This is a genomic window from Pseudomonas sp. 14P_5.3_Bac1, from assembly GCF_025466135.1.
GTDB lineage: Bacteria > Pseudomonadota > Gammaproteobacteria > Pseudomonadales > Pseudomonadaceae > Aquipseudomonas.
On sequence record NZ_JANLOF010000059.1, the window covers coordinates 44,307 to 65,363 of the forward strand.

18 protein-coding genes and 2 tRNA genes are annotated in these 21,057 nt (G+C 57.4%); 19 read left to right on the top strand and 1 reads right to left on the bottom strand.

Annotation, left to right across the window (positions count from 1 at the left end; genetic code table 11):
* Positions 1–37 precede the first annotated feature (37 nt).
* The 3 genes from carB to NTD89_RS16270 are packed head-to-tail and all read left to right on the top strand — an operon-like array spanning position 38 to position 4,165.
* On the top strand, positions 38–3,259 hold the full coding sequence (carB, locus tag NTD89_RS16260) for a carbamoyl-phosphate synthase large subunit (protein WP_145162157.1): 3,222 nt from the start codon (positions 38–40) through the stop codon (positions 3,257–3,259).
* Positions 3,256–3,732, top strand: coding sequence for a transcription elongation factor GreA (gene greA, locus NTD89_RS16265; protein ID WP_083356716.1), 477 nt, complete (start codon positions 3,256–3,258; stop codon positions 3,730–3,732). The genes carB and greA overlap by 4 nt, the downstream gene beginning before the upstream one ends.
* Before the next feature lie 28 nt (positions 3,733–3,760).
* The gene (locus NTD89_RS16270; RefSeq protein WP_106579259.1) at positions 3,761–4,165 is read left to right on the top strand and encodes an MFS transporter; all 405 of its coding nucleotides are present in this window, start codon (positions 3,761–3,763) and stop codon (positions 4,163–4,165) included.
* 8 nt (positions 4,166–4,173) lie between these two features.
* Here the strand turns inward: NTD89_RS16270 and NTD89_RS16275 are convergent, their stop codons facing one another.
* A complete protein-coding gene (locus NTD89_RS16275; protein WP_106579258.1) occupies positions 4,174–4,482 on the bottom strand; it encodes a YhbY family RNA-binding protein in 309 nt (102 codons plus the stop codon).
* A 106-nt stretch (positions 4,483–4,588) separates the two neighbouring features.
* Between NTD89_RS16275 and rlmE the strand changes: the two genes are divergently transcribed.
* The 16 genes from rlmE to NTD89_RS16355 all read left to right on the top strand — a co-directional run bounded on the left by rlmE (position 4,589) and on the right by NTD89_RS16355 (position 20,812).
* Positions 4,589–5,239 carry a 23S rRNA (uridine(2552)-2'-O)-methyltransferase RlmE gene (gene rlmE / locus NTD89_RS16280; protein ID WP_034117848.1) on the top strand — a complete coding sequence of 217 codons (651 nt, stop codon included), beginning with the start codon at positions 4,589–4,591 and terminating at the stop codon, positions 5,237–5,239.
* A 200-nt stretch (positions 5,240–5,439) separates the two neighbouring features.
* Complete coding sequence (gene ftsH, locus NTD89_RS16285) at positions 5,440–7,350, top strand: ATP-dependent zinc metalloprotease FtsH (protein WP_106579257.1); 1,911 nt, start codon at positions 5,440–5,442, stop codon at positions 7,348–7,350.
* A gap of 8 nt (positions 7,351–7,358) precedes the next feature.
* On the top strand, positions 7,359–8,210 hold the full coding sequence (folP, locus tag NTD89_RS16290; protein ID WP_262208602.1) for a dihydropteroate synthase: 852 nt from the start codon (positions 7,359–7,361) through the stop codon (positions 8,208–8,210).
* A 16-nt stretch (positions 8,211–8,226) separates the two neighbouring features.
* Positions 8,227–9,564 carry a phosphoglucosamine mutase gene (glmM, locus tag NTD89_RS16295; RefSeq protein ID WP_145162150.1) on the top strand — a complete coding sequence of 446 codons (1,338 nt, stop codon included), beginning with the start codon at positions 8,227–8,229 and terminating at the stop codon, positions 9,562–9,564.
* 66 nt (positions 9,565–9,630) lie between these two features.
* Positions 9,631–10,386: a triose-phosphate isomerase gene (tpiA, locus tag NTD89_RS16300; protein WP_003194193.1), complete on the top strand. Its 756-nt coding sequence runs from the start codon at positions 9,631–9,633 to the stop codon at positions 10,384–10,386.
* A gap of 4 nt (positions 10,387–10,390) precedes the next feature.
* Positions 10,391–10,774 (top strand): preprotein translocase subunit SecG, encoded by a 384-nt coding sequence (gene secG / locus NTD89_RS16305; protein ID WP_010206600.1) that lies wholly within the window; start codon positions 10,391–10,393, stop codon positions 10,772–10,774.
* 22 nt (positions 10,775–10,796) lie between these two features.
* Positions 10,797–10,882: transfer RNA gene (locus tag NTD89_RS16310), tRNA-Leu, on the top strand.
* 96 nt (positions 10,883–10,978) lie between these two features.
* Positions 10,979–11,055 (top strand) — tRNA-Met (locus tag NTD89_RS16315).
* Positions 11,056–11,195: 140 nt separating this feature from the next.
* Positions 11,196–11,654 (top strand): ribosome maturation factor RimP, encoded by a 459-nt coding sequence (rimP, locus tag NTD89_RS16320; RefSeq protein ID WP_003235029.1) that lies wholly within the window; start codon positions 11,196–11,198, stop codon positions 11,652–11,654.
* A gap of 47 nt (positions 11,655–11,701) precedes the next feature.
* Positions 11,702–13,183 (top strand): transcription termination factor NusA, encoded by a 1,482-nt coding sequence (gene nusA / locus NTD89_RS16325; RefSeq protein ID WP_008057419.1) that lies wholly within the window; start codon positions 11,702–11,704, stop codon positions 13,181–13,183.
* A 27-nt stretch (positions 13,184–13,210) separates the two neighbouring features.
* Positions 13,211–15,736 (top strand): translation initiation factor IF-2, encoded by a 2,526-nt coding sequence (infB, locus tag NTD89_RS16330; RefSeq protein ID WP_145162144.1) that lies wholly within the window; start codon positions 13,211–13,213, stop codon positions 15,734–15,736.
* A gap of 159 nt (positions 15,737–15,895) precedes the next feature.
* Positions 15,896–16,291, top strand: coding sequence for a 30S ribosome-binding factor RbfA (gene rbfA, locus NTD89_RS16335; RefSeq protein WP_057725021.1), 396 nt, complete (start codon positions 15,896–15,898; stop codon positions 16,289–16,291).
* A 3-nt stretch (positions 16,292–16,294) separates the two neighbouring features.
* The gene (truB, locus tag NTD89_RS16340; protein ID WP_106579253.1) at positions 16,295–17,212 is read left to right on the top strand and encodes a tRNA pseudouridine(55) synthase TruB; all 918 of its coding nucleotides are present in this window, start codon (positions 16,295–16,297) and stop codon (positions 17,210–17,212) included.
* A gap of 115 nt (positions 17,213–17,327) precedes the next feature.
* Entirely contained in the window at positions 17,328–17,597 is a 270-nt protein-coding gene (gene rpsO, locus NTD89_RS16345) for a 30S ribosomal protein S15 (protein WP_003176135.1), read from the top strand.
* A gap of 194 nt (positions 17,598–17,791) precedes the next feature.
* Positions 17,792–19,897, top strand: a complete 2,106-nt coding sequence (gene pnp, locus NTD89_RS16350) for a polyribonucleotide nucleotidyltransferase (protein ID WP_119741048.1) — start codon at positions 17,792–17,794, stop codon at positions 19,895–19,897.
* Between the two features lie 294 nt (positions 19,898–20,191).
* Entirely contained in the window at positions 20,192–20,812 is a 621-nt protein-coding gene (locus NTD89_RS16355) for a BON domain-containing protein (RefSeq protein WP_262208604.1), read from the top strand.
* Positions 20,813–21,057 lie beyond the last annotated feature (245 nt).

The window sequence follows — 21,057 nt, forward strand, 5'->3', positions numbered from 1 at the left end:
GCTTGCCGACTGACCTGCGGATTTGAGTGACAAACCCATGCCAAAACGTACAGACATAAAAAGCATCCTGATTCTCGGCGCTGGCCCGATCGTGATCGGCCAGGCCTGCGAATTCGACTACTCCGGCGCCCAGGCCTGTAAAGCCCTGCGCGAAGAGGGTTACCGCGTCATCCTGGTGAACTCGAACCCGGCCACCATCATGACCGACCCGGACATGGCCGACGCCACCTACATCGAGCCGATCAAGTGGCAGACCGTTGCCAAGATCATCGAGAAAGAGCGTCCGGACGCGCTGCTGCCAACCATGGGCGGCCAGACCGCACTGAACTGCGCCCTGGATCTGGAGCGCGAAGGCGTCCTGGAAAAATTCGGCGTAGAGATGATCGGCGCCAACGCCGACACCATCGACAAGGCTGAAGACCGCTCGCGTTTCGACAAGGCCATGAAGTCCATCGGCCTGGATTGCCCGCGTTCCGGTATCGCCCACAGCATGGAAGAGGCCAATGCGGTCCTCGAGAAGCTGGGCTTCCCGTGCATCATCCGTCCGTCTTTCACCATGGGCGGCACCGGTGGCGGTATCGCCTACAACCGTGAAGAGTTCGAAGAAATCTGCGCCCGTGGTCTGGACCTGTCGCCGACCAAAGAGCTGCTGATCGATGAATCCCTGATCGGCTGGAAAGAGTACGAGATGGAGGTTGTCCGCGACAAAAAGGACAACTGCATCATCGTCTGCTCGATCGAAAACTTCGACCCAATGGGCGTGCACACCGGTGACTCGATCACCGTTGCTCCGGCACAGACCCTGACGGACAAGGAATACCAGATCATGCGTAACGCCTCGTTGGCGGTACTGCGTGAGATCGGCGTTGAAACCGGCGGTTCCAACGTTCAGTTCGGTATCTGCCCGGACACCGGCCGCATGGTCGTGATCGAGATGAACCCGCGTGTATCGCGTTCTTCGGCGCTGGCATCGAAAGCCACCGGCTTCCCGATTGCGCGTATCGCTGCCAAGCTGGCGATCGGTTACACCCTGGACGAGTTGCAAAACGAAATCACTGGCGGCGCTACGCCGGCATCCTTCGAGCCGTCCATCGACTACGTCGTGACCAAGCTGCCACGTTTTGCCTTCGAGAAGTTCGCCAAGGCTGACGCTCGCCTGACCACCCAGATGAAATCCGTCGGTGAAGTCATGGCCATCGGCCGGACTTTCCAGGAGTCCCTGCAGAAAGCCCTGCGTGGCCTGGAAGTGGGTGTTTGCGGTCTGGACGAGAAGCTCGACCTGAGCAACCCGGAAAGCATGAGCGTGCTCAAGCGCGAGCTGACCGTGCCGGGCGCCGAGCGTATCTGGTACGTGGCCGATGCTTTCCGCGCTGGCATGACTGTCGAACAAATCTTCGGCATGAACATGATCGACCCGTGGTTCCTGGTGCAGATCGAAGATCTGATCAAGGAAGAAGAGAAGGTCAAGACCCTTGGTCTGTCCTCCATCGACCGCGACCTGATGTTCCGCCTCAAGCGCAAAGGTTTCTCCGACCAGCGTCTGGCCAAGCTGCTGGGTGTGACCGAGAAGAACCTGCGCACGCATCGCCACAAGTTGGATATCTTCCCGGTCTACAAGCGCGTTGACACCTGCGCGGCCGAGTTCGCCACCGACACTGCGTACCTGTACTCCACCTATGAGGAGGAGTGCGAAGCCGCACCGTCGGGCCGCGACAAGATCATTATCCTGGGCGGCGGTCCAAACCGTATCGGCCAGGGCATCGAGTTCGACTACTGCTGCGTACACGCCGCTCTCGCCCTGCGCGAAGACGGGTACGAGACCATCATGGTCAACTGCAACCCGGAAACCGTTTCCACTGACTACGACACTTCCGACCGTCTGTACTTCGAGCCGGTCACCCTGGAAGACGTGCTGGAAATCTGCCGCGTCGAGAAGCCAAAAGGCGTGATCGTCCAGTACGGTGGCCAAACTCCGCTGAAACTGGCTCGCGCCCTGGAAGCAGCCGGCGTGCCTATTATCGGCACCAGCCCTGACGCCATCGACCGTGCCGAAGACCGTGAGCGCTTCCAGCAGATGGTTGAGCGCTTGAGTCTGCGTCAGCCGCCTAACGCCACCGTGCGCAGCGAAGACGAAGCCATCCGCGCAGCCAGCAAGATCGGTTACCCGCTGGTGGTGCGTCCGTCCTACGTGTTGGGCGGCCGTGCGATGGAAATCGTCTACGAAGAAGAAGAACTCAAGCGTTACCTGCGTGATGCGGTGAAAGTGTCCAACGACAGCCCGGTGCTGCTGGACCACTTCCTCAACTGCGCCATCGAGATGGATGTGGATGCTGTCTGCGACGGCACCGACGTAGTGATCGGCGCGATCATGCAGCACATCGAGCAGGCGGGCGTTCACTCCGGTGACTCCGCATGCTCGCTGCCGCCATACTCGCTGCCGGCGCACATCCAGGACGAGATGCGCGAGCAGGTCAAGAAAATGGCCCTGGAGCTGGGCGTTGTCGGCCTGATGAACGTTCAGTTGGCGCTGCAAGGCGAAGACATCTACGTCATCGAAGTCAACCCGCGTGCGTCGCGTACCGTGCCATTTGTTTCCAAGTGCATCGGCGTTTCTCTGGCGATGATTGCTGCCCGTGTGATGGCCGGTAAGACCTTGAAGGAAATCGGCTTCACCAAGGAAATCATTCCTAACTTCTACAGCGTGAAAGAGGCGGTGTTCCCCTTCGCCAAATTCCCTGGTGTGGACCCGATCCTGGGCCCAGAGATGAAGTCCACCGGTGAGGTGATGGGCGTGGGCGACACCTTCGGTGAAGCGTTCGCCAAAGCCCAGATGGGTGCAAGCGAAGTGCTGCCGACCGGCGGTACCGCGTTCATCAGTGTGCGTGATGATGACAAGCCGCTGGTTGCAGGCGTGGCCCGTGATCTGATCAACTTGGGCTTTGAAGTCGTGGCCACCGCCGGGACCGCCAAGCTGATCGAAGCTGCCGGCCTGAAAGTGCGTCGCGTGAACAAGGTGACGGAAGGCCGTCCGCACGTGGTCGACATGATCAAGAATGACGAAGTCACTCTGATCATCAACACCACTGAAGGTCGCCAGTCGATCGCGGACTCCTACTCCATCCGTCGTAATGCCTTGCAGCACAAGATCTACTGCACCACCACCATTGCTGCTGGCGAAGCCATCTGCGAAGCGCTCAAGTTCGGTCCGGAAAAGACCGTGCGTCGCTTGCAGGATCTACACGCAGGATTGAAGGCATGACCAAATACCCAATGACCGTCCAGGGCGCCAAGGCCCTGGAAGAGGAACACGCCCATCTGACCAAGGTCGTCCGTCCGAAGCTGAGCCAGGACATCGGTACGGCCCGCGAGCTGGGTGACTTGAAGGAAAACGCTGAATACCATGCTGCTCGCGAGCAGCAGGGTATGGTCGAAGCGCGGATCCGTGACATTGAAGGCCGTATGCAGAACGCGGTGATCATCGACGTCACGACCATCCCGCATACCGGCAAAGTGATTTTCGGTACCACCGTGGAAATCGCCAACGTCGAGACGGATGAGCGCGTTGTTTACCACATCGTCGGCGAGGACGAAGCTGACTTCAAACTCGGCAAGATCTCGGTTGGTTCGCCTCTTGCTCGCGCCTTGATTGCCAAGGAAGAGGGTGATGTGGTGGCGGTGAAAACGCCCGGTGGCGTGATCGAGTACGAGATTGTTGAAGTTCGTCACATCTGAAAGACGGCGCCCGCTTCGTGCGGGCGCCATGCTTTGGCAGCTTGCCCAGATGCTTTGGGTGGGCGGCGTGTGGTTGTTACACATTGGTTTACTGCCGACGCTGGGCCTGATTGGCCTGGCGCCGTTGCTGATCGATGAAATCGACGGATTGCTCAGCGCGCTGCTGGTAGGTTTTGCGGCGGCGTGCGTGACGCTCCAGGTGCTGGTGCTGATCAAGGCCGAGGGCTTGGGGAGTTTGTGGCGGGATATTCGCGGCCAACTGCTGTTGATGGCGCTGTACGCATGCGCAATGTTTTGCGTGGTGCATACGTGGCTGCCGGAAGCGTTGCGCTGGCAGCTGTTCAGCTATCTTGTGCTAGGGTTCTCCGGCTTGGTGCTGGTTTTACAACCGGCGCCAGGATGGAGTGGCGGGGCGCGCGAAGCACGCCCGTGACCCTTTTGTTACTTGAAGCGGTGTACGTTCGACAGTTGCTTGTTGACGCTGAAGTTCTTGCGATACAGCAGCGCCATCTTGCCGATGACCTGAACCAGATCCGCTTTGCCGACCTTGCACAGTTCTGCAACGGCGGCCAAACGCGCTTCGCGGTCAAGGATGTTGACCTTGATCTTGATCAGTTCGTGATCGCCCAATGCGCGTTCAAGTTCGGCTAACACACCTTCAGTCAAACCGTTGTCTGCCACAATCAGAACTGGTTTCAGATGGTGGCCAATGGATTTGTACTGTTTCTTCTGCTCTTGAGTGAGCGGCATAATCTGACCCCTGCGTCTGATCTTGTAAAAAGCGGCGGCCAGTTTACCCGAGCGAGTCCGGGACCGCCCAGTTAATCACGACCCGTTTTATTTTTCGAGGTGGCCCGTGGCCCGTTCCAAAACTAGCCTTAAGTGGCTGCAAGAGCATTTCAACGATCCTTACGTCAAAAAGGCGCAAAAGGACGGGTACCGTTCGCGGGCCAGCTACAAGCTCCTTGAGATCCAGGACAAGGACAAATTGATTCGCCCCGGCATGAGCGTTATTGATCTTGGCGCGGCCCCTGGTGGTTGGTCCCAGGTGACGAGTCGTCTGATTGGTGGGCAGGGCCGCTTGATCGCTTCCGACATCCTGGAAATGGACAGCATCCCGGATGTGACCTTTGTTCACGGTGACTTCACCCAGGACGCCGTGCTCGCAGAGATCCTCGAGGCAGTGGGAAATTCGCAGGTAGACCTTGTGATTTCCGACATGGCCCCCAATATGAGTGGATTACCGGCCGTCGATATGCCGCGCGCAATGTTCCTGTGTGAACTGGCGCTGGATTTGGCGGGTCGGGTGTTGCGTCCGGGTGGTGATTTTTTGGTGAAAGTCTTCCAAGGTGAAGGTTTTGACGAGTACCACAAGAACATCCGCAAGTTGTTCGACAAGGTGCAAACGCGCAAGCCAGACTCTTCTCGGGACAGGTCTCGAGAGCAATACCTGCTGTGCCGCGGCTTCCGCGGTGTTGAAGGTGCGGCGAGTGAAGAGCGTTTTTGAGGAATTCGAGGAAGGCGATAGGTTTTTTTATATCGCTTTCGTCACGAAGCTTTACGAATATTGTGTAGTCAAAGTTTCACAAAGGGTTACAGACGGCGCCTGCCAGAGTTGTAGGTAATGTAGTAAGTTAGGCCGGTGAATATCATGCGAAGCGCGCGCCAGTAGCGGAGCTTGCTTCAGAGGGTAGTTAATTGAACGATATGGCAAAGAATCTGATCCTGTGGTTGATCATCGCGGCAGTCCTGGTGACGGTGATGAACAACTTCTCCAGCCCTAACGAGCCGCAGACCCTCAACTATTCCGACTTCATCCAGCAAGTTAAGGATGGCAAGGTCGAGCGCGTAGCGGTTGATGGCTACGTGATCACCGGCAAACGCAACGATGGCGACAGCTTCAAGACCATTCGTCCGGCTATCCAGGACAACGGTCTGATCGGCGATCTGGTGGATAACCACGTAGTCGTTGAAGGCAAGCAGCCTGAGCAGCAGAGCATCTGGACTCAACTCCTGGTCGCCAGCTTCCCGATCCTGGTGATTATCGCCGTGTTCATGTTCTTCATGCGCCAGATGCAAGGCGGTGCGGGAGGCAAGGGCGGGCCGATGAGCTTCGGCAAGAGCAAGGCGCGCCTGCTCTCCGAGGATCAGGTCAAGACCACCCTGGCTGACGTTGCAGGTTGCGACGAAGCCAAGGAAGAGGTCGGTGAGCTGGTCGAGTTTCTGCGCGATCCGGGCAAGTTCCAACGCCTGGGCGGCCGTATTCCACGCGGCGTACTGATGGTTGGTCCTCCGGGTACCGGTAAAACCTTGCTGGCCAAGGCGATTGCCGGCGAAGCCAAAGTGCCGTTCTTCACCATTTCCGGTTCTGACTTCGTCGAAATGTTTGTTGGTGTGGGTGCCAGCCGTGTTCGCGATATGTTCGAACAGGCCAAGAAGCACGCACCGTGCATCATCTTCATCGATGAAATCGACGCTGTTGGTCGCCATCGTGGTGCTGGCATGGGTGGCGGTCACGATGAGCGTGAGCAGACCCTCAACCAGTTGCTGGTGGAGATGGACGGCTTCGAAATGAATGACGGCATCATCGTCATTGCCGCGACTAACCGTCCTGACGTACTGGACCCTGCGCTGCTGCGTCCAGGTCGTTTTGACCGTCAGGTCGTGGTTGGCCTGCCGGATATCCGCGGTCGCGAACAGATTCTGAAAGTGCACATGCGCAAAGTACCGATGGGCGACGATGTGGCGCCTGCCGTGATTGCTCGTGGTACGCCAGGTTTCTCGGGTGCAGACCTTGCCAACCTGGTGAACGAGGCTTCGTTGTTCGCGGCCCGTACCGGTAAACGCATCGTTGAAATGAAAGAGTTCGAGCTGGCAAAAGACAAGATCATGATGGGCGCCGAGCGCAAATCCATGGTCATGTCCGAAAAAGAGAAGCAGAACACCGCTTATCACGAAGCCGGTCACGCCATTGTGGGTCGTGTTGTGCCTGAGCATGACCCGGTCTATAAAGTGTCGATCATCCCTCGTGGTCGCGCGCTGGGTGTCACCATGTTCCTGCCGGAAGAGGATCGTTACAGCCTTTCCAAGCGAGCGCTGATCAGCCAGATCTGCTCGCTTTACGGTGGCCGAATTGCTGAAGAAATGACCTTGGGCTTTGACGGTGTGACCACCGGTGCCTCCAACGACATCATGCGTGCCAGCCAGATTGCACGAAACATGGTGACCAAGTGGGGCTTGTCGGAAAAACTCGGTCCATTGATGTATGCCGAGGAAGATGGCGAAGTGTTCCTGGGGCGTGGCGGCGGCGGTCAAAGCGCCAGCTTCTCCGGTGAGACGGCCAAGCTGATCGACTCCGAGGTGCGCAGCATCATTGATCAGTGCTACGGCACTGCCAAGCAGATCCTGACTGACAACCGCGACAAGCTGGATGCCATGGCTGATGCGCTGATGAAGTACGAGACCATTGACGCCGACCAGATCGACGACATCATGGCCGGTCGTACGCCTCGTGAGCCTCGCGACTGGGAAGGCGGTTCAGGCACCTCTGGCACCCCGCCAGTGGTTCAGAACGAACGCCCTGAAACCCCGATCGGTGGCCCTGCGGCTGACCACTAAGGTTTGAAATGACTTCTGCGTCGTCCTCCACCCGGTTGCCTTGCGGTAACCGGGTTCTTGATTTGGCCCATACACACGTCATGGGCATTCTTAATGTAACCCCTGATTCCTTTTCCGACGGCGGCCGTTTCAGTCAGCAGGACGCCGCGTTGCGTCACGCCGAGGCTATGGTGCTGGCGGGGGCAACGTTGATTGATGTTGGTGGCGAATCGACTCGTCCGGGAGCACGTGTTGTTTCTCCCTTGGAGGAGCTGGAGCGCGTCGCGCCGATAGTTGAGCGTATCGCCCGCGAGCTTGATGTGATCATCTCGGTTGATACATCTACGCCGGCGGTAATGCGTGAAACGGCGCGCCTGGGTGCGGGCCTGATCAACGATGTGCGCTCCCTGCAGCGAGACGGTGCCCTGGATGCAGCGGCGGCAACCGGTCTGCCGGTGTGCCTGATGCATATGCTGGGGGAGCCCGGCAACATGCAAGACAGCCCGCACTACGACGACCTGGTAGGTGAAGTGAGTGGGTTTCTCGCCGAACGAATCGCTCAGTGCGCCACAGCGGGAATCGCTGCCGAAAAGATCATCCTTGATCCCGGTTTTGGGTTTGCCAAGACGCTCCAGCACAATTTGAGTCTCTTTAAGCATATGGAAGCCCTGCATGCCCTTGGTCGGCCCTTGTTGGTCGGTGTTTCGCGCAAGAGCATGATAGGGATGGCCTTGAATCGCCCGGTGGGCGAGCGGCTGTACGGCGGACTGGCGCTTGCTGCGCTTGCCATGACCAAAGGTGCGCGAATTTTGCGCGTGCATGATGTCGCCGAGACAGTCGATGTGGTGCGTATGATTGCCGCTGTAGAATCAGCCGAATAAGAATGACGGAGCACTTATGACTAAAAAATATTTTGGCACCGACGGTATTCGCGGTCGGGTCGGCGAATTTCCGATTACTCCTGATTTCATGCTCAAGTTGGGCTGGGCGGCAGGCATGGCGTTCCGCAGCATGGGCGCTTGCCGCATTCTGGTGGGCAAGGACACCCGTATTTCGGGTTATATGTTCGAATCGGCGCTGGAGGCAGGTTTGTCCGCCGCCGGTGCTGATGTGATGCTGTTGGGGCCAATGCCTACGCCTGCAATCGCTTACCTGACGCGTACCTTTCACGCTGAAGCCGGGATCGTGATCAGTGCGTCGCACAATCCCCACGATGACAACGGCATCAAGTTCTTCTCGGGCCAGGGCACCAAGTTGCCGGACGAGATCGAGTTGATGATTGAAGAGCTGCTGGATGCACCGATGACGGTGGTTGAGTCCAGCAAGCTGGGCAAGGTGTCGCGTATCAACGACGCATCAGGCCGTTATATCGAATTTTGCAAAAGCAGCGTTCCGAGCAGTACCAATTTTGCCGGGCTGAAGATCGTTGTCGACTGCGCCCATGGTGCAACCTATAAGGTGGCTCCGAGTGTATTCAAAGAGCTGGGTGCGGACGTGACGGTGCTTTCGGCGCAACCGAACGGCTTGAACATCAATGAAAATTGCGGTTCCACCCACATGGGGCAGTTGCAGGCGGCCGTTCTGGCTGAGCATGCCGACCTGGGCATCGCCTTTGATGGCGATGGCGACCGTGTGTTGATGGTGGATCACACCGGTACCGTGGTTGATGGCGATGACCTGCTGTTTATCATTGCTCGCGACCTGCATGAGCGTAACAAGCTGCAAGGTGGTGTCGTCGGCACATTGATGAGCAATCTTGGGCTTGAGCTCGCTCTGGCTGAACTGGGTATTCCGTTTGTACGCGCCAACGTCGGTGACCGGTATGTGATCGCCGAGCTGCTGGAGCGTAACTGGCAGGTGGGGGGTGAAAACTCCGGGCATGTTGTCTGCTTCCAGCACACCACCACGGGCGATGCCATTATTGCTGCTCTGCAAGTGTTGTTGTCGTTGCGTCGCCGTGAAGAGAGCTTGGCTCAGGCGCGACAGGCGCTGCGTAAGTGCCCGCAAGTTCTGCTCAATGTGCGTTTTGCCGGTGGCGAAAACCCGATCGAGCACCCTGCTGTCAAAGACGCGTGCGAGCGCGTAACCCTGGCAATGGCGGGGCGTGGACGGGTGCTGTTGCGCAAGTCCGGCACAGAGCCTCTGGTGCGCGTCATGGTCGAAGGCGAAGACGAAACACAGGTTCGCGGCCATGCCGAAGACCTGGCAAAACTGGTAACTGAAATTTGCGCCTGAATTCGGCTTGCCAGTGATGATGTGGTTGGGTAACATCTGCGCCCACTTTGACCGACGAGGTACAGCATGCGTCGCACTATGGTAGCTGGTAACTGGAAGATGCACGGTACCCGCGCTAGTGTCGCTGAGCTGATCAATGGCCTTCGTCACTTGGCCTTGCCTAGCGGTGTTGATGTTGCGGTTTTCCCGCCTTGCTTGCATATCAACCAGGTTGTTGATGGCTTGAAAGGTAAGTCGATTCAGGTCGGCGCGCAGAATTCTGCGGTGGAGCCCATGCAAGGTGCGTTGACCGGCGAGATTTCGCCGAGTCAGCTGGTAGATGCGGGTTGTTCCTATGTGCTTGTCGGGCACTCCGAGCGCCGTCAGATGATGGGCGAGCGTGATGGGACACTCAACCGCAAGTTCGCAGCGGCACAGGCTTGTGGCTTGATTCCAGTGTTGTGCATAGGGGAGACCCTGGAGCAACGTGAATCGGGCAAGACTCTTGAAGTTGTCTCGCGTCAGCTGGGCAGCATCATCGAGGAGCTGGGTGTTGGTGCATTTGCAAAGGCAGTCATTGCTTACGAGCCGGTCTGGGCCATTGGCACCGGACTGACTGCTACGCCGCAACAGGCGCAGGATGTGCACGCAGCCATCCGCGCTCAGTTGGCGGCAGAGAATTCTGAAGTCGCGCAAGGTGTGCGGCTTCTATACGGCGGCAGCGTGAAGGCGGCCAATGCGGTCGAACTGTTCGGCATGCCGGATATCGATGGGGGGCTCATTGGTGGAGCTTCCCTGAATGCAGATGAGTTCGGTGCGATCTGTCGCGCCGCGGGAAACTGAAAAAATGCTGGAAACAGTCGTAGTCGTTTTTCATCTGTTGGCTGCCCTGGGCGTAGTTGCCCTGGTTTTGTTGCAACAGGGTAAAGGTGCGGATGCTGGTGCGTCTTTCGGTGCAGGTGCTTCAAATACTGTGTTCGGAAGCCAAGGTTCCTCTACCTTTCTTAGTAAGTTTACTGCTATACTTGCCGCCGGTTTCTTCATAACCAGCTTGGGGTTAGGTTACTTTGCTAAAGAGAAAGCTCATGTGCTGACTCAAGTAGGTCTCCCAAACCCAGCAGTGTTGGAAGTACCAAAAGCAAAACCGGCTTCTGATGATGTCCCGGTGCTTCAAGAGCAAAAGTCGGCTACTCCAGCGACTGACGTACCTCCAGCTCAAGAGCAGAAGTAAGAAGGGTTGTAAACGCTGTATTGCCGAGGTGGTGGAATTGGTAGACACGCAACCTTGAGGTGGTTGTGCCCATAGGGTGTAGGGGTTCGAGTCCCCTTCTCGGTACCAATTATCAGGAGAGCCCGCTGTTGCGGGCTTTCTTGTAGGTGGAAGGTTACATTGACCCTGTAAGGGATCGGTCGTATACTTCCGCCCCAGCTTTGTCGCGGGGTGGAGCAGTCTGGTAGCTCGTCGGGCTCATAACCCGAAGGTCGTCGGTTCAAATCCGGCCCCCGCAACCAGTTTTAGCGGAGCCCCTTTTAAGGGGCTTTTTGTTAGCTGGACACTTTCAACGCCGCTGTTCGACGGCGTTTCAAGGATGGGCGTTTCGCCCATTTTTTTATTTTGCACAGCATGCACATACATGCACGAGGGGGTTCAGGTGTCGAGCAAGCTAGAAGAGTTGCAGGCCTTGTTGGCCCCGGTGGTCGTGGCCCTAGGCTATGAATGCTGGGGTATTGAGTTTTCGGCTCAAGGTCGCCACTCAATGTTGCGCGTTTATATCGATAAAGAGGGCGGCGTGCTGGTGGACGATTGTGCCATTGTCAGCCGTCAGATCAGCGGTGTCCTGGATGTTGAAGATCCGATTTCCGTTGAATACACCCTCGAAGTTTCCTCGCCAGGCATGGAACGCCCACTGTTCACTATTGATCAGTTTGCAAAATTTGCCGGTGAACAAGTGAAGATCAAGCTGCGCTCTCCCTTTGAAGGGCGACGCAACTTTCAGGGCCTTCTGCGCGGTGTAGAAGAACAGGATGTCGTGGTGCAGGTAGAAGACCATGAATTCCTGTTGCCGATCGATATGATCGACAAGGCCAACATTATTCCCAGTTTTGACTGAGACGCGGATCCCGCGGATCCAATGGCTTGCGAAAGGCGAGGCGTACGATGAGCAAAGAAGTACTGCTGGTTGTTGAGTCGGTATCCAATGAAAAGGGCGTACCGGCAAACGTGATTTTTGAAGCGCTGGAGTTGGCCCTGGCCACTGCTACCAAAAAGCGTTTTGAAGACGAAGTTGATCTGCGTGTGGAAATCAACCGCCACACCGGTGCCTATGAGACTTTCCGTCGCTGGACGGTCGTCGAAGAAGCCGATCTTGATGATCCGGCCATCGAAACCTGGCCAAGCAAGGTTGCCGAAACGCACCCTGGCGCCAAGGTCGGTGATGTCGTCGAAGAAAAGATCGAGTCGATCGAATTCGGCCGTATTGCTGCACAGACCGCCAAGCAGGTCATCGTGCAGAAGGTTCGCGAAGCTGAGCGCGCTCAAGTCGTTGACGCTTATCGCGAGCGCCTGGGTGAAATCATCTCCGGTACCGTGAAAAAAGTTACCCGCGACAACGTGATCGTTGACCTGGGCAACAACGCTGAAGCGTTGCTGGCCCGCGAAGACATCATCTCTCGCGAAACCTTCCGTGTCGGCGTGCGTCTGCGTGCGCTGCTCAAGGAAATCCGCACCGAGAACCGCGGCCCTCAGTTGATCCTGTCGCGTACCGCGCCGGAAATGCTGATCGAGCTGTTCCGTATCGAAGTGCCGGAAATTGCCGAAGGCCTGATCGAAGTCATGGCTGCGTCCCGCGACCCGGGTTCGCGCGCCAAGATCGCGGTCCGCTCCAAGGACAAACGCATCGACCCGCAAGGCGCTTGCATTGGTATGCGCGGTTCGCGCGTCCAGGCAGTGTCGGGCGAGTTGGGCGGCGAGCGTGTGGACATCGTCCTGTGGGACGATAACCCGGCGCAGTTCGTAATTAACGCCATGTCGCCGGCTGAAGTGGCGGCAATTATCGTTGACGAAGATGCCCATGCAATGGACATCGCCGTTGGCGCAGATAATCTGGCTCAGGCCATTGGTCGTGGTGGTCAGAACGTGCGTCTGGCCAGCCAACTGACCGGCTGGACCCTGAACGTGATGACCGAATCGGACATCCAGGCTAAGCAGCAAGCTGAAACCGGTGACATCCTGCGCAACTTCATCGACGAGCTGGAAGTCGACGAAGACCTGGCGCAGGTGCTGGTAGATGAAGGCTTCACCAGCCTGGAAGAGATTGCCTACGTACCGTTGGAAGAAATGCTCAACATCGACGGCTTTGACGAAGACACCGTCAACGAGCTTCGCGCTCGGGCCAAGGATCGTTTGTTGACTAAAGCCATCGCTACTGAGGAAAAGCTGGCAGACGCCCATCCGGCCGAAGACCTGCTCTCGCTTGAGGGTATGGACAAGGATTTGGCGATGGAACTGGCGGTGCGCGGCGTAATTACCCGCGAAGACCTGGCCGAGCAGTCTATTGACGATCTGCTCGACATCGACGGCATTGACGATGATCGTGCCGGCAAGTTGATCATGGCCGCCCGAGCCCATTGGTTCGAGTAACTAGGCGCGGCCTGAGGAGAGAAGTGCATGACGCAAGTCACGGTGAAACAACTGGCCGATGAGGTCAAAACACCGGTAGAGCGCCTGTTGCAGCAGATGCGTGAGGCAGGTCTGCCGCACACCGCCGCCGATGAAGGTGTGAGCGACAGTGAGAAGCAGTCTTTGCTGACTCACTTGAAGAGCAGCCACAAGGCGAAAGTGGAAGAACCGCGCAAGATTACATTGCAGCGCAAAACCACCAGCACCCTGCGTGTTGCTGGTAGCAAGAGCATCAGCGTTGAAGTACGCAAGAAGAAAGTCTTCGTACAGCGCAGCCCGGAAGAAATCGAAGCCGAGCGCAAACGCGAACTGGATGAACGTCGCGCAGTAGAAAATGCTGCTCGTCAGAAGGCTGAAGAAGAAGCCAAGCGTCGCGCCGAAGAAGAAGCGCGCCGCCAGCCTGCTGCTGCGCAACCTGCTGGTACTGACGCGGTCGCCGCTCCTGCAGCGCCTGTTGAAGCTGTGCGTGAGGCTGCTCCGGTTGCCGCTGCACCTGCTCCTGCAGCAGACGCTCGCAAGCGCGACGAGCCTCGTCGTCCGGACAAACCACGTGCCGACGATAACAATCGTCGCGGTGGTGGTGGCGATGGCGAGCGTAAAAACGCTCCACATCGTGCCTCGGTCAAAGAGAAAGCGCCTGCTCCACGCGTTGCCCCACGTACTACCGACGAAGAAAGCGATGGCTTCCGTCGTGGTGGTCGCGGCAAGGCCAAGCTGAAAAAGCGCAACGCCCACGGTTTCCAGAGCCCAACCGGCCCTGTCGTGCGTGATGTGCAGATCGGCGAGACCATCACAGTTGGCGACCTCGCCAATCAGATGTCGGTCAAGGCTGCTGAAATCATCAAGTTCATGTTCAAACTGGGTACGCCGGCGACCATCAACCAGGTACTGGACCAGGAAACTGCCCAACTGGTTGCTGAAGAGCTGGGCCACAAAGTGACCCTGGTCAGCGACACCGCCCTGGAAGATTCCCTGGCCGAGTCCCTGAAGTTTGAAGGTGAGTCGTTCTCCCGTGCGCCAGTTGTGACCGTAATGGGCCACGTTGACCACGGTAAGACCTCGCTGCTCGACTACATCCGTCGTGCCAAGGTAGCTGCTGGCGAAGCCGGCGGTATCACCCAGCACATTGGTGCATACCACGTTGAAACCGAACGCGGCATGGTCACTTTCCTCGACACCCCTGGTCACGCCGCGTTTACCGCAATGCGTGCCCGTGGTGCCAAGGCGACTGACATCGTAATTCTGGTGGTTGCAGCGGACGACGGCGTGATGCCGCAGACCATTGAAGCTGTCCAGCACGCCAAGGCCGCTGGTGTTCCACTGGTTGTTGCCGTGAACAAAATCGACAAGCCGGGCGCCGATCTCGATCGCATCCGTAGCGAACTGTCGGTTCACGGCGTGACGTCCGAAGAGTGGGGCGGTGATACGCCGTTCGTTTCGGTCTCGGCAAAAGTCGGTACCGGTGTAGACGAACTGCTCGAAGCGGTCCTGCTGCAAGCTGAAGTACTCGAACTGAAAGCAACGCCATCGGCCCCGGGTCGCGGTGTTGTGGTTGAATCGCGTCTCGACAAAGGTCGTGGCCCGGTTGCAACCGTTCTGGTTCAAGACGGTACGCTGCGCCAAGGCGACATGGTACTGGTCGGTTCGAACTACGGCCGTGTACGTGCCATGCTCGACGAGAACGGCAAGCCAATCAAGGAAGCCGGTCCTTCCATCCCTGTCGAGATTCTCGGCCTGGACGGTACCCCGGACGCTGGCGACGAGATGAGCGTAGTAGCCGACGAGAAGAAAGCCCGTGAAGTGGCTCTGTTCCGTCAAGGCAAGTTCCGCGAAGTCAAACTGGCCCGTGCTCACGCCGGCAAGCTGGAAAATATCTTCGAAAACATGGGCCAGGCAGAGAAGAAGACGCTTAACATCGTCCTCAAATCTGACGTCCGTGGTTCCCTCGAAGCGTTGAACGGCGCCTTGAACGGCCTGGGTAACGACGAAGTGCAAGTGCGCGTTGTCGGTGGCGGTGTCGGTGGTATCACCGAGTCCGACGCCAACCTTGCACTGGCTTCCAACGCTGTACTGTTCGGCTTCAACGTGCGTGCCGATGCAGGCGCTCGCAAGATCGTCGAGCAGGAAGGCCTGGACATGCGTTACTACAACGTCATCTACGACATCATCGAAGACGTCAAGAAAGCCCTTACCGGTATGCTTGGCAGCGACGTTCGGGAGAATATCCTGGGTGTTGCCGAGGTGCGTGACGTGTTCCGCTCGCCGAAATTCGGCGCGATCGCCGGTTGCATGGTTATCGAAGGTGTTGTGCACCGTAACCGTCCAATCCGTGTACTGCGTGAAGACATCGTTATCTTCGAAGGCGAGCTGGAATCCCTGCGCCGCTTCAAGGATGACGCTTCCGAAGTGCGTGCCGGCATGGAATGCGGTATCGGCGTCAAGAGCTACAACGACGTCAAAGCTGGCGACAAGATCGAAGTCTACGAGAAGGTTCAGGTTGCTCGCAGCCTCTAACTCGCGCACTTCCGGAGCCACGCGACGCGTGGGCATGCAGATGCCCCGCGCAGCGTACGGACTCTAAACGCAACGCCCGGTCTGGCTTTTGTCAGGCCGGGCGTTTGCCGCTTTCAGACCCCACGGGTTTCACCGTGTGGCAGTAACAGGTAACAAGACATGGCAAAAGAATACAGCCGTACCCAGCGTATCGGCGATCAGATGCAGCGCGAGCTGGCCCAACTGATCCGTCGCGAAGTCAAAGACCCACGCGTTGGCCTGGTCACCATCACCGCCGTTGAAGTGAGCCGCGACGTAGGTCACGCGAAGATCTTCATCACCGTGATGGGCCAGGACAGCAGCGAAGAAATCGCGCAAAGCATCAAGGTGCTCAACGCGGCTGCAGGTTTCCTGCGCATGCAGTTGGCCCGCGAAATGAAGCTGCGCAGCGTGCCTCAGTTGCACTTCCACTACGACGAAAGCGTCGTGCGTGGTGCGCACCTGTCGGCACTGATCGAGCGCGCCGTGGCTGAAGACAGCCAGCACCCGTCCACACCTGAAGACGCCAAGGAGTAAGCGGTGGCTCAGGTCAAACGTATCCGTCGCAACGTCAGCGGCATTATTCTGCTCGACAAGCCCATTGGCTTTACCTCCAATGCTGCCTTGCAGAAGGTTCGCTGGCTGCTCAATGCCGAGAAGGCCGGGCATACCGGCAGTCTCGACCCCCTGGCCACCGGCGTGCTGCCGTTGTGCTTTGGTGAGGCGACCAAGTTCTCGCAATACCTGCTCGATTCCGACAAGGGTTACGAAACCCTGATGCAACTGGGCAAGACCACCACCACGGCCGACGCCGAGGGTGATGTTCTGCAGGTTCGCGACGTGACCGTTGGTCGTGCTGATATTGAAGCTGCTTTACCCGGTTTTCGTGGACAAATCAGTCAGATACCGCCGATGTACTCGGCCCTCAAGCGTGATGGCCAGCCTCTGTACAAGCTGGCACGTGCGGGCGAAGTAGTGGAGCGCGAACCGCGTTCTGTTACTATTGCGCGCTTGGAATTGCTCGCCCATGAAGGCGACACTGCCCGCTTGGCCGTGGACTGCAGCAAAGGCACCTACATCCGTACCCTGGTGGAAGATATTGGTGAAAAGCTCGGTTGCGGCGCGTACGTTGCAGAACTGCGACGCACCCAGGCCGGTCCTTTCAGCCTGGCCCAGACGGTCACGCTGGAAGAGTTGGAAGCAGTACACGCCGAAGGCGGCAATGAAGCAGTTGATCGCTTCCTGATGCCATCGGACAGCGGTTTGCTGGATTGGCCATTGCTGCACTTCTCGGAGCACAGCGCGTTCTACTGGCTCAACGGCCAGCCGGTACGTGCCCCGGACGCTCCGAAGTTCGGTATGGTGCGGGTACAGGATCATAACGGTCGCTTCATCGGTATCGGTGAAGTGAGCGAAGACGGGCGCATCGCGCCGCGTCGACTGATTCGGTCAGAATGACCGAACGAGTGTGGCTGTTAACAGGCACGGTCAACACTCATTTTTAGATACAGGGATTTGTCCCTGGCCTGTTGAGATCACCCTTTGGGTGGTTTCCTGAAAAAAGGATTGCCTCATGGCTCTCGACGTTCAAGAAAAAGCACAAATCGTAGCTGACTATCAGCAAGCTGTTGGTGACACTGGTTCGCCAGAAGTGCAAGTTGCACTGCTGACCCACAACATCAACAAGCTGCAAGGTCACTTCAAGGCCAACGGTAAAGATCACCACTCCCGTCGTGGTCTGATCCGCATGGTAAACCAGCGCCGTAAGCTGCTGGACTACCTGAAAGGCAAGGATCTGGGTCGTTATCAGGCTCTGATCGGTCGCCTGGGTCTGCGTCGCTAATCAGCGATTGCGCTAGAGGTTGGTTGTCTGCCGTGTGTCAGTGGGATTCCCGCTGGCCCATGGCAGGCTCCCAGCCTCAAGTTTTATCTGGATACACGTTTTACCCTGGACGAGCGTCGGGCCGATTCCCGGCATTGCCCAAGAATTTCGCAAGAAGACAAGTTCCCCAAGAGCCACAAAGAAGGTAGGACACCGTGAACCCGGTTATCAAAAAATTCCAGTTCGGTCAGTCGACCGTTACCCTCGAGACAGGCCGTATCGCCCGTCAAGCCTCCGGCGCAGTGCTGGTCACCGTTGACGACGACGTCACCGTATTGGTGACCGTTGTTGGCGCCAAGACCGCTGACCCAAGCAAAGGCTTCTTCCCTCTTTCCGTTCACTACCAGGAAAAGACTTACGCTGCCGGTAAGATCCCTGGCGGTTTCTTCAAGCGCGAAGGCCGTCCTTCCGAAAAAGAAACCCTGACTTCCCGACTGATCGACCGTCCGATCCGTCCGCTGTTCCCAGAAGGCTTCATGAACGAAGTGCAGGTTGTCTGCACCGTCGTTTCCACCAGCAAGAAGACCGATCCGGACATCGCTGCGATGATCGGTACTTCTGCTGCCCTGGCCATCTCCGGTATTCCTTTCGATGGCCCGATCGGCGCAGCTCGTGTTGCTTTCCACGAAAGCACCGGCTACCTGCTGAACCCGACTTACGAACAACAGAAAGCATCGAGCCTGGACATGGTCGTTGCCGGTACGTCGGAAGCCGTGTTGATGGTTGAATCGGAAGCCAAAGAGCTGACCGAAGACCAGATGCTGGGCGCGGTACTGTTTGCTCACGACGAGTTCCAGGTTGTGATCAACGCTGTTAAAGAACTGGCTGCCGAAGCTGCCAAGCCGACTTGGACCTGGGCTCCACAGGCTGAAGCGACTGAACTGCTGGGTGCTATCCGCTCCGAGTTCGGCGCTGCCATCTCCGACGCCTACACCATCACCGTCAAGGCCGACCGCTACGCTCGCCTGGGCGAGCTGAAGGAGCAGGTTGTGGCCAAGCTGTCCGGTGAAGAAGGCCAGCCTTCTTCCAGCGACGTCAAAGCTGCCTTCGGTGAAATCGAATACCGCACCGTTCGCGAAAACATCGTTAACGGCAAGCCGCGTATCGATGGTCGCGACACGCGCACCGTACGTCCGCTGAACATCGAAGTCGGCGTTCTGCCGAAGACTCACGGTTCGGCTCTGTTCACCCGTGGCGAAACCCAGGCTCTGGTTGTTGCAACACTGGGTACTGCCCGTGACGCACAGCTGCTGGACACCCTGGAAGGCGAGAAAAAAGACCCGTTCATGCTGCACTACAACTTCCCTCCGTTCTCGGTAGGTGAGTGTGGTCGCATGGGTGGCGCTGGTCGTCGCGAAATCGGTCACGGCCGTCTGGCCCGTCGTTCGATTGCAGCCATGCTGCCTGCCGCCGACGTGTTCCCGTACACCATTCGTGTTGTGTCGGAAATCACCGAGTCCAACGGTTCCAGCTCCATGGCTTCGGTCTGCGGTGCTTCCCTGGCGCTGATGGACGCTGGTGTGCCGATGAAGGCACCGGTTGCCGGTATCGCCATGGGCCTGGTTAAAGAAGGCGAGAAGTTCGCCATCCTGACCGACATCCTGGGCGATGAAGACCACCTGGGCGACATGGACTTCAAAGTAGCCGGTACCGCTAAAGGTGTTACCGCGCTGCAGATGGACATCAAGATCAAGGGCATCACCGAAGAGATCATGGAAATCGCTCTGGGCCAAGCCCTGGAAGCGCGCCTGAACATCCTCGGCCAGATGAACCAGATCATTGGTCAGTCGCGTACCGAGCTGTCGGAAAATGCTCCGACCATGATCGCGATGAAAATCGACACCGACAAAATCCGTGATGTTATCGGTAAAGGCGGCGCGACCATTCGTGCGATCTGTGAAGAGACCAAGGCTTCGATCGACATCGAAGACGACGGCTCGATCAAGATCTTCGGCGAAACCAAAGAAGCTGCAGAAGCTGCACGTCAGCGCGTTCTGGGTATCACCGCAGAAGCCGAGATCGGCAAGATCTACGTCGGTAAAGTTGAGCGCATCGTCGACTTCGGCGCATTCGTCAACATCCTGCCGGGCAAAGACGGTCTGGTGCACATCTCCATGCTGAGCGATGCTCGTGTTGAGAAAGTGACCGACATTCTGAAAGAAGGTCAGGAAGTGGAAGTGCTGGTACTGGACGTGGACAACCGCGGCCGTATCAAGCTGTCCATCAAGGACGTAGCAGCAGCCAAGGCTTCGGGCGTTTAATTACCCCGGCCTCACGCTGAAAAAAAGGACTCTTCGGAGTCCTTTTTTTATGCGCGTAGGAAAACGCCGATAAATCAGATGCTTAGTAAATCCCAAAAGCCGCAACTTGCATGCAAGGACAGCCTTCTTCATGCAAGTTGCACGATTCCGAAAATTGGTCATTTTTATAAGTTATTGTTTTATAAGGATTTAATTCGAAAATCTAACTTGGCACACTGCCTGCAATAATCCTGGTAACGCTGCAGCATCAAGGTTTACCCACTGCAGACTTTCAATAAAACAGGAGTTACTCGTATGAAGAAGTTCGCTCTCGCTACTGCTACCGCTCTGACCCTGGCCATGGGTGCTAACGTGGCCTTTGCTCAGACTTCCCAAGCTCCAATGACCATGGCTGCTGGCGAAGTGACCAAAGCCAAAGAATCCACTTCGGATACTTGGATCACCACCAAAGTCAAAGCTGACCTGCTGACCGAGAAAGGCATTCCTGGTTCGGACATCAAGGTTGAAACCAACAAAGGTGTGGTTTCCCTGTCGTCGACCGTAGCGATCTCTGATTCGCAGAAAGCCACCGCAGTAGCAATCACCAAGCGCATCAAAGGTGTGACCGCTGTTTCTGCTGACGGCCTGCTGGCAGGCGGCGCAACTAAAGCCGACAACATCGACAAAACCAAAGGCGCAGCAGCTGACGCCAAGGGCGCCACTTCCGATACCTGGATCACCACCAAAGTGAAAGCTGACCTGGTAACCGAGAAAGGCATTCCTGGCACCGACATCAAAGTCGAAACCAACAAAGGCGTAGTTTCTCTGTCCTCTTCGGTCGCTGTGACTGAAGCACAGAAAACCACCGCGGTGAATATCGCCAAGAAAATCAAAGGCGTTAAAGCTGTATCGGCCGATGGCCTGAAAGCAGAGTAACGCTTAACTATTCGTCTGAACTGAATAGCGGCGGCTTAGGGTGAGTTAGATATCCACCCAAGGCACCTCTGGAGTTCATGCGACCGACCACACGGATGTGGTCATTACAGGCCCCGGCACTTGTGTCGGGGCCTGTTCTATTCTGGGCGCAAACAACACCCCAGGCCGAGCACAAACAAATGTGGGAGCTGGGGGGGGGGGGGGGGGGGGCCGCGGGGGGGGCCCCCCCCCCCCGGGGGGTGTCA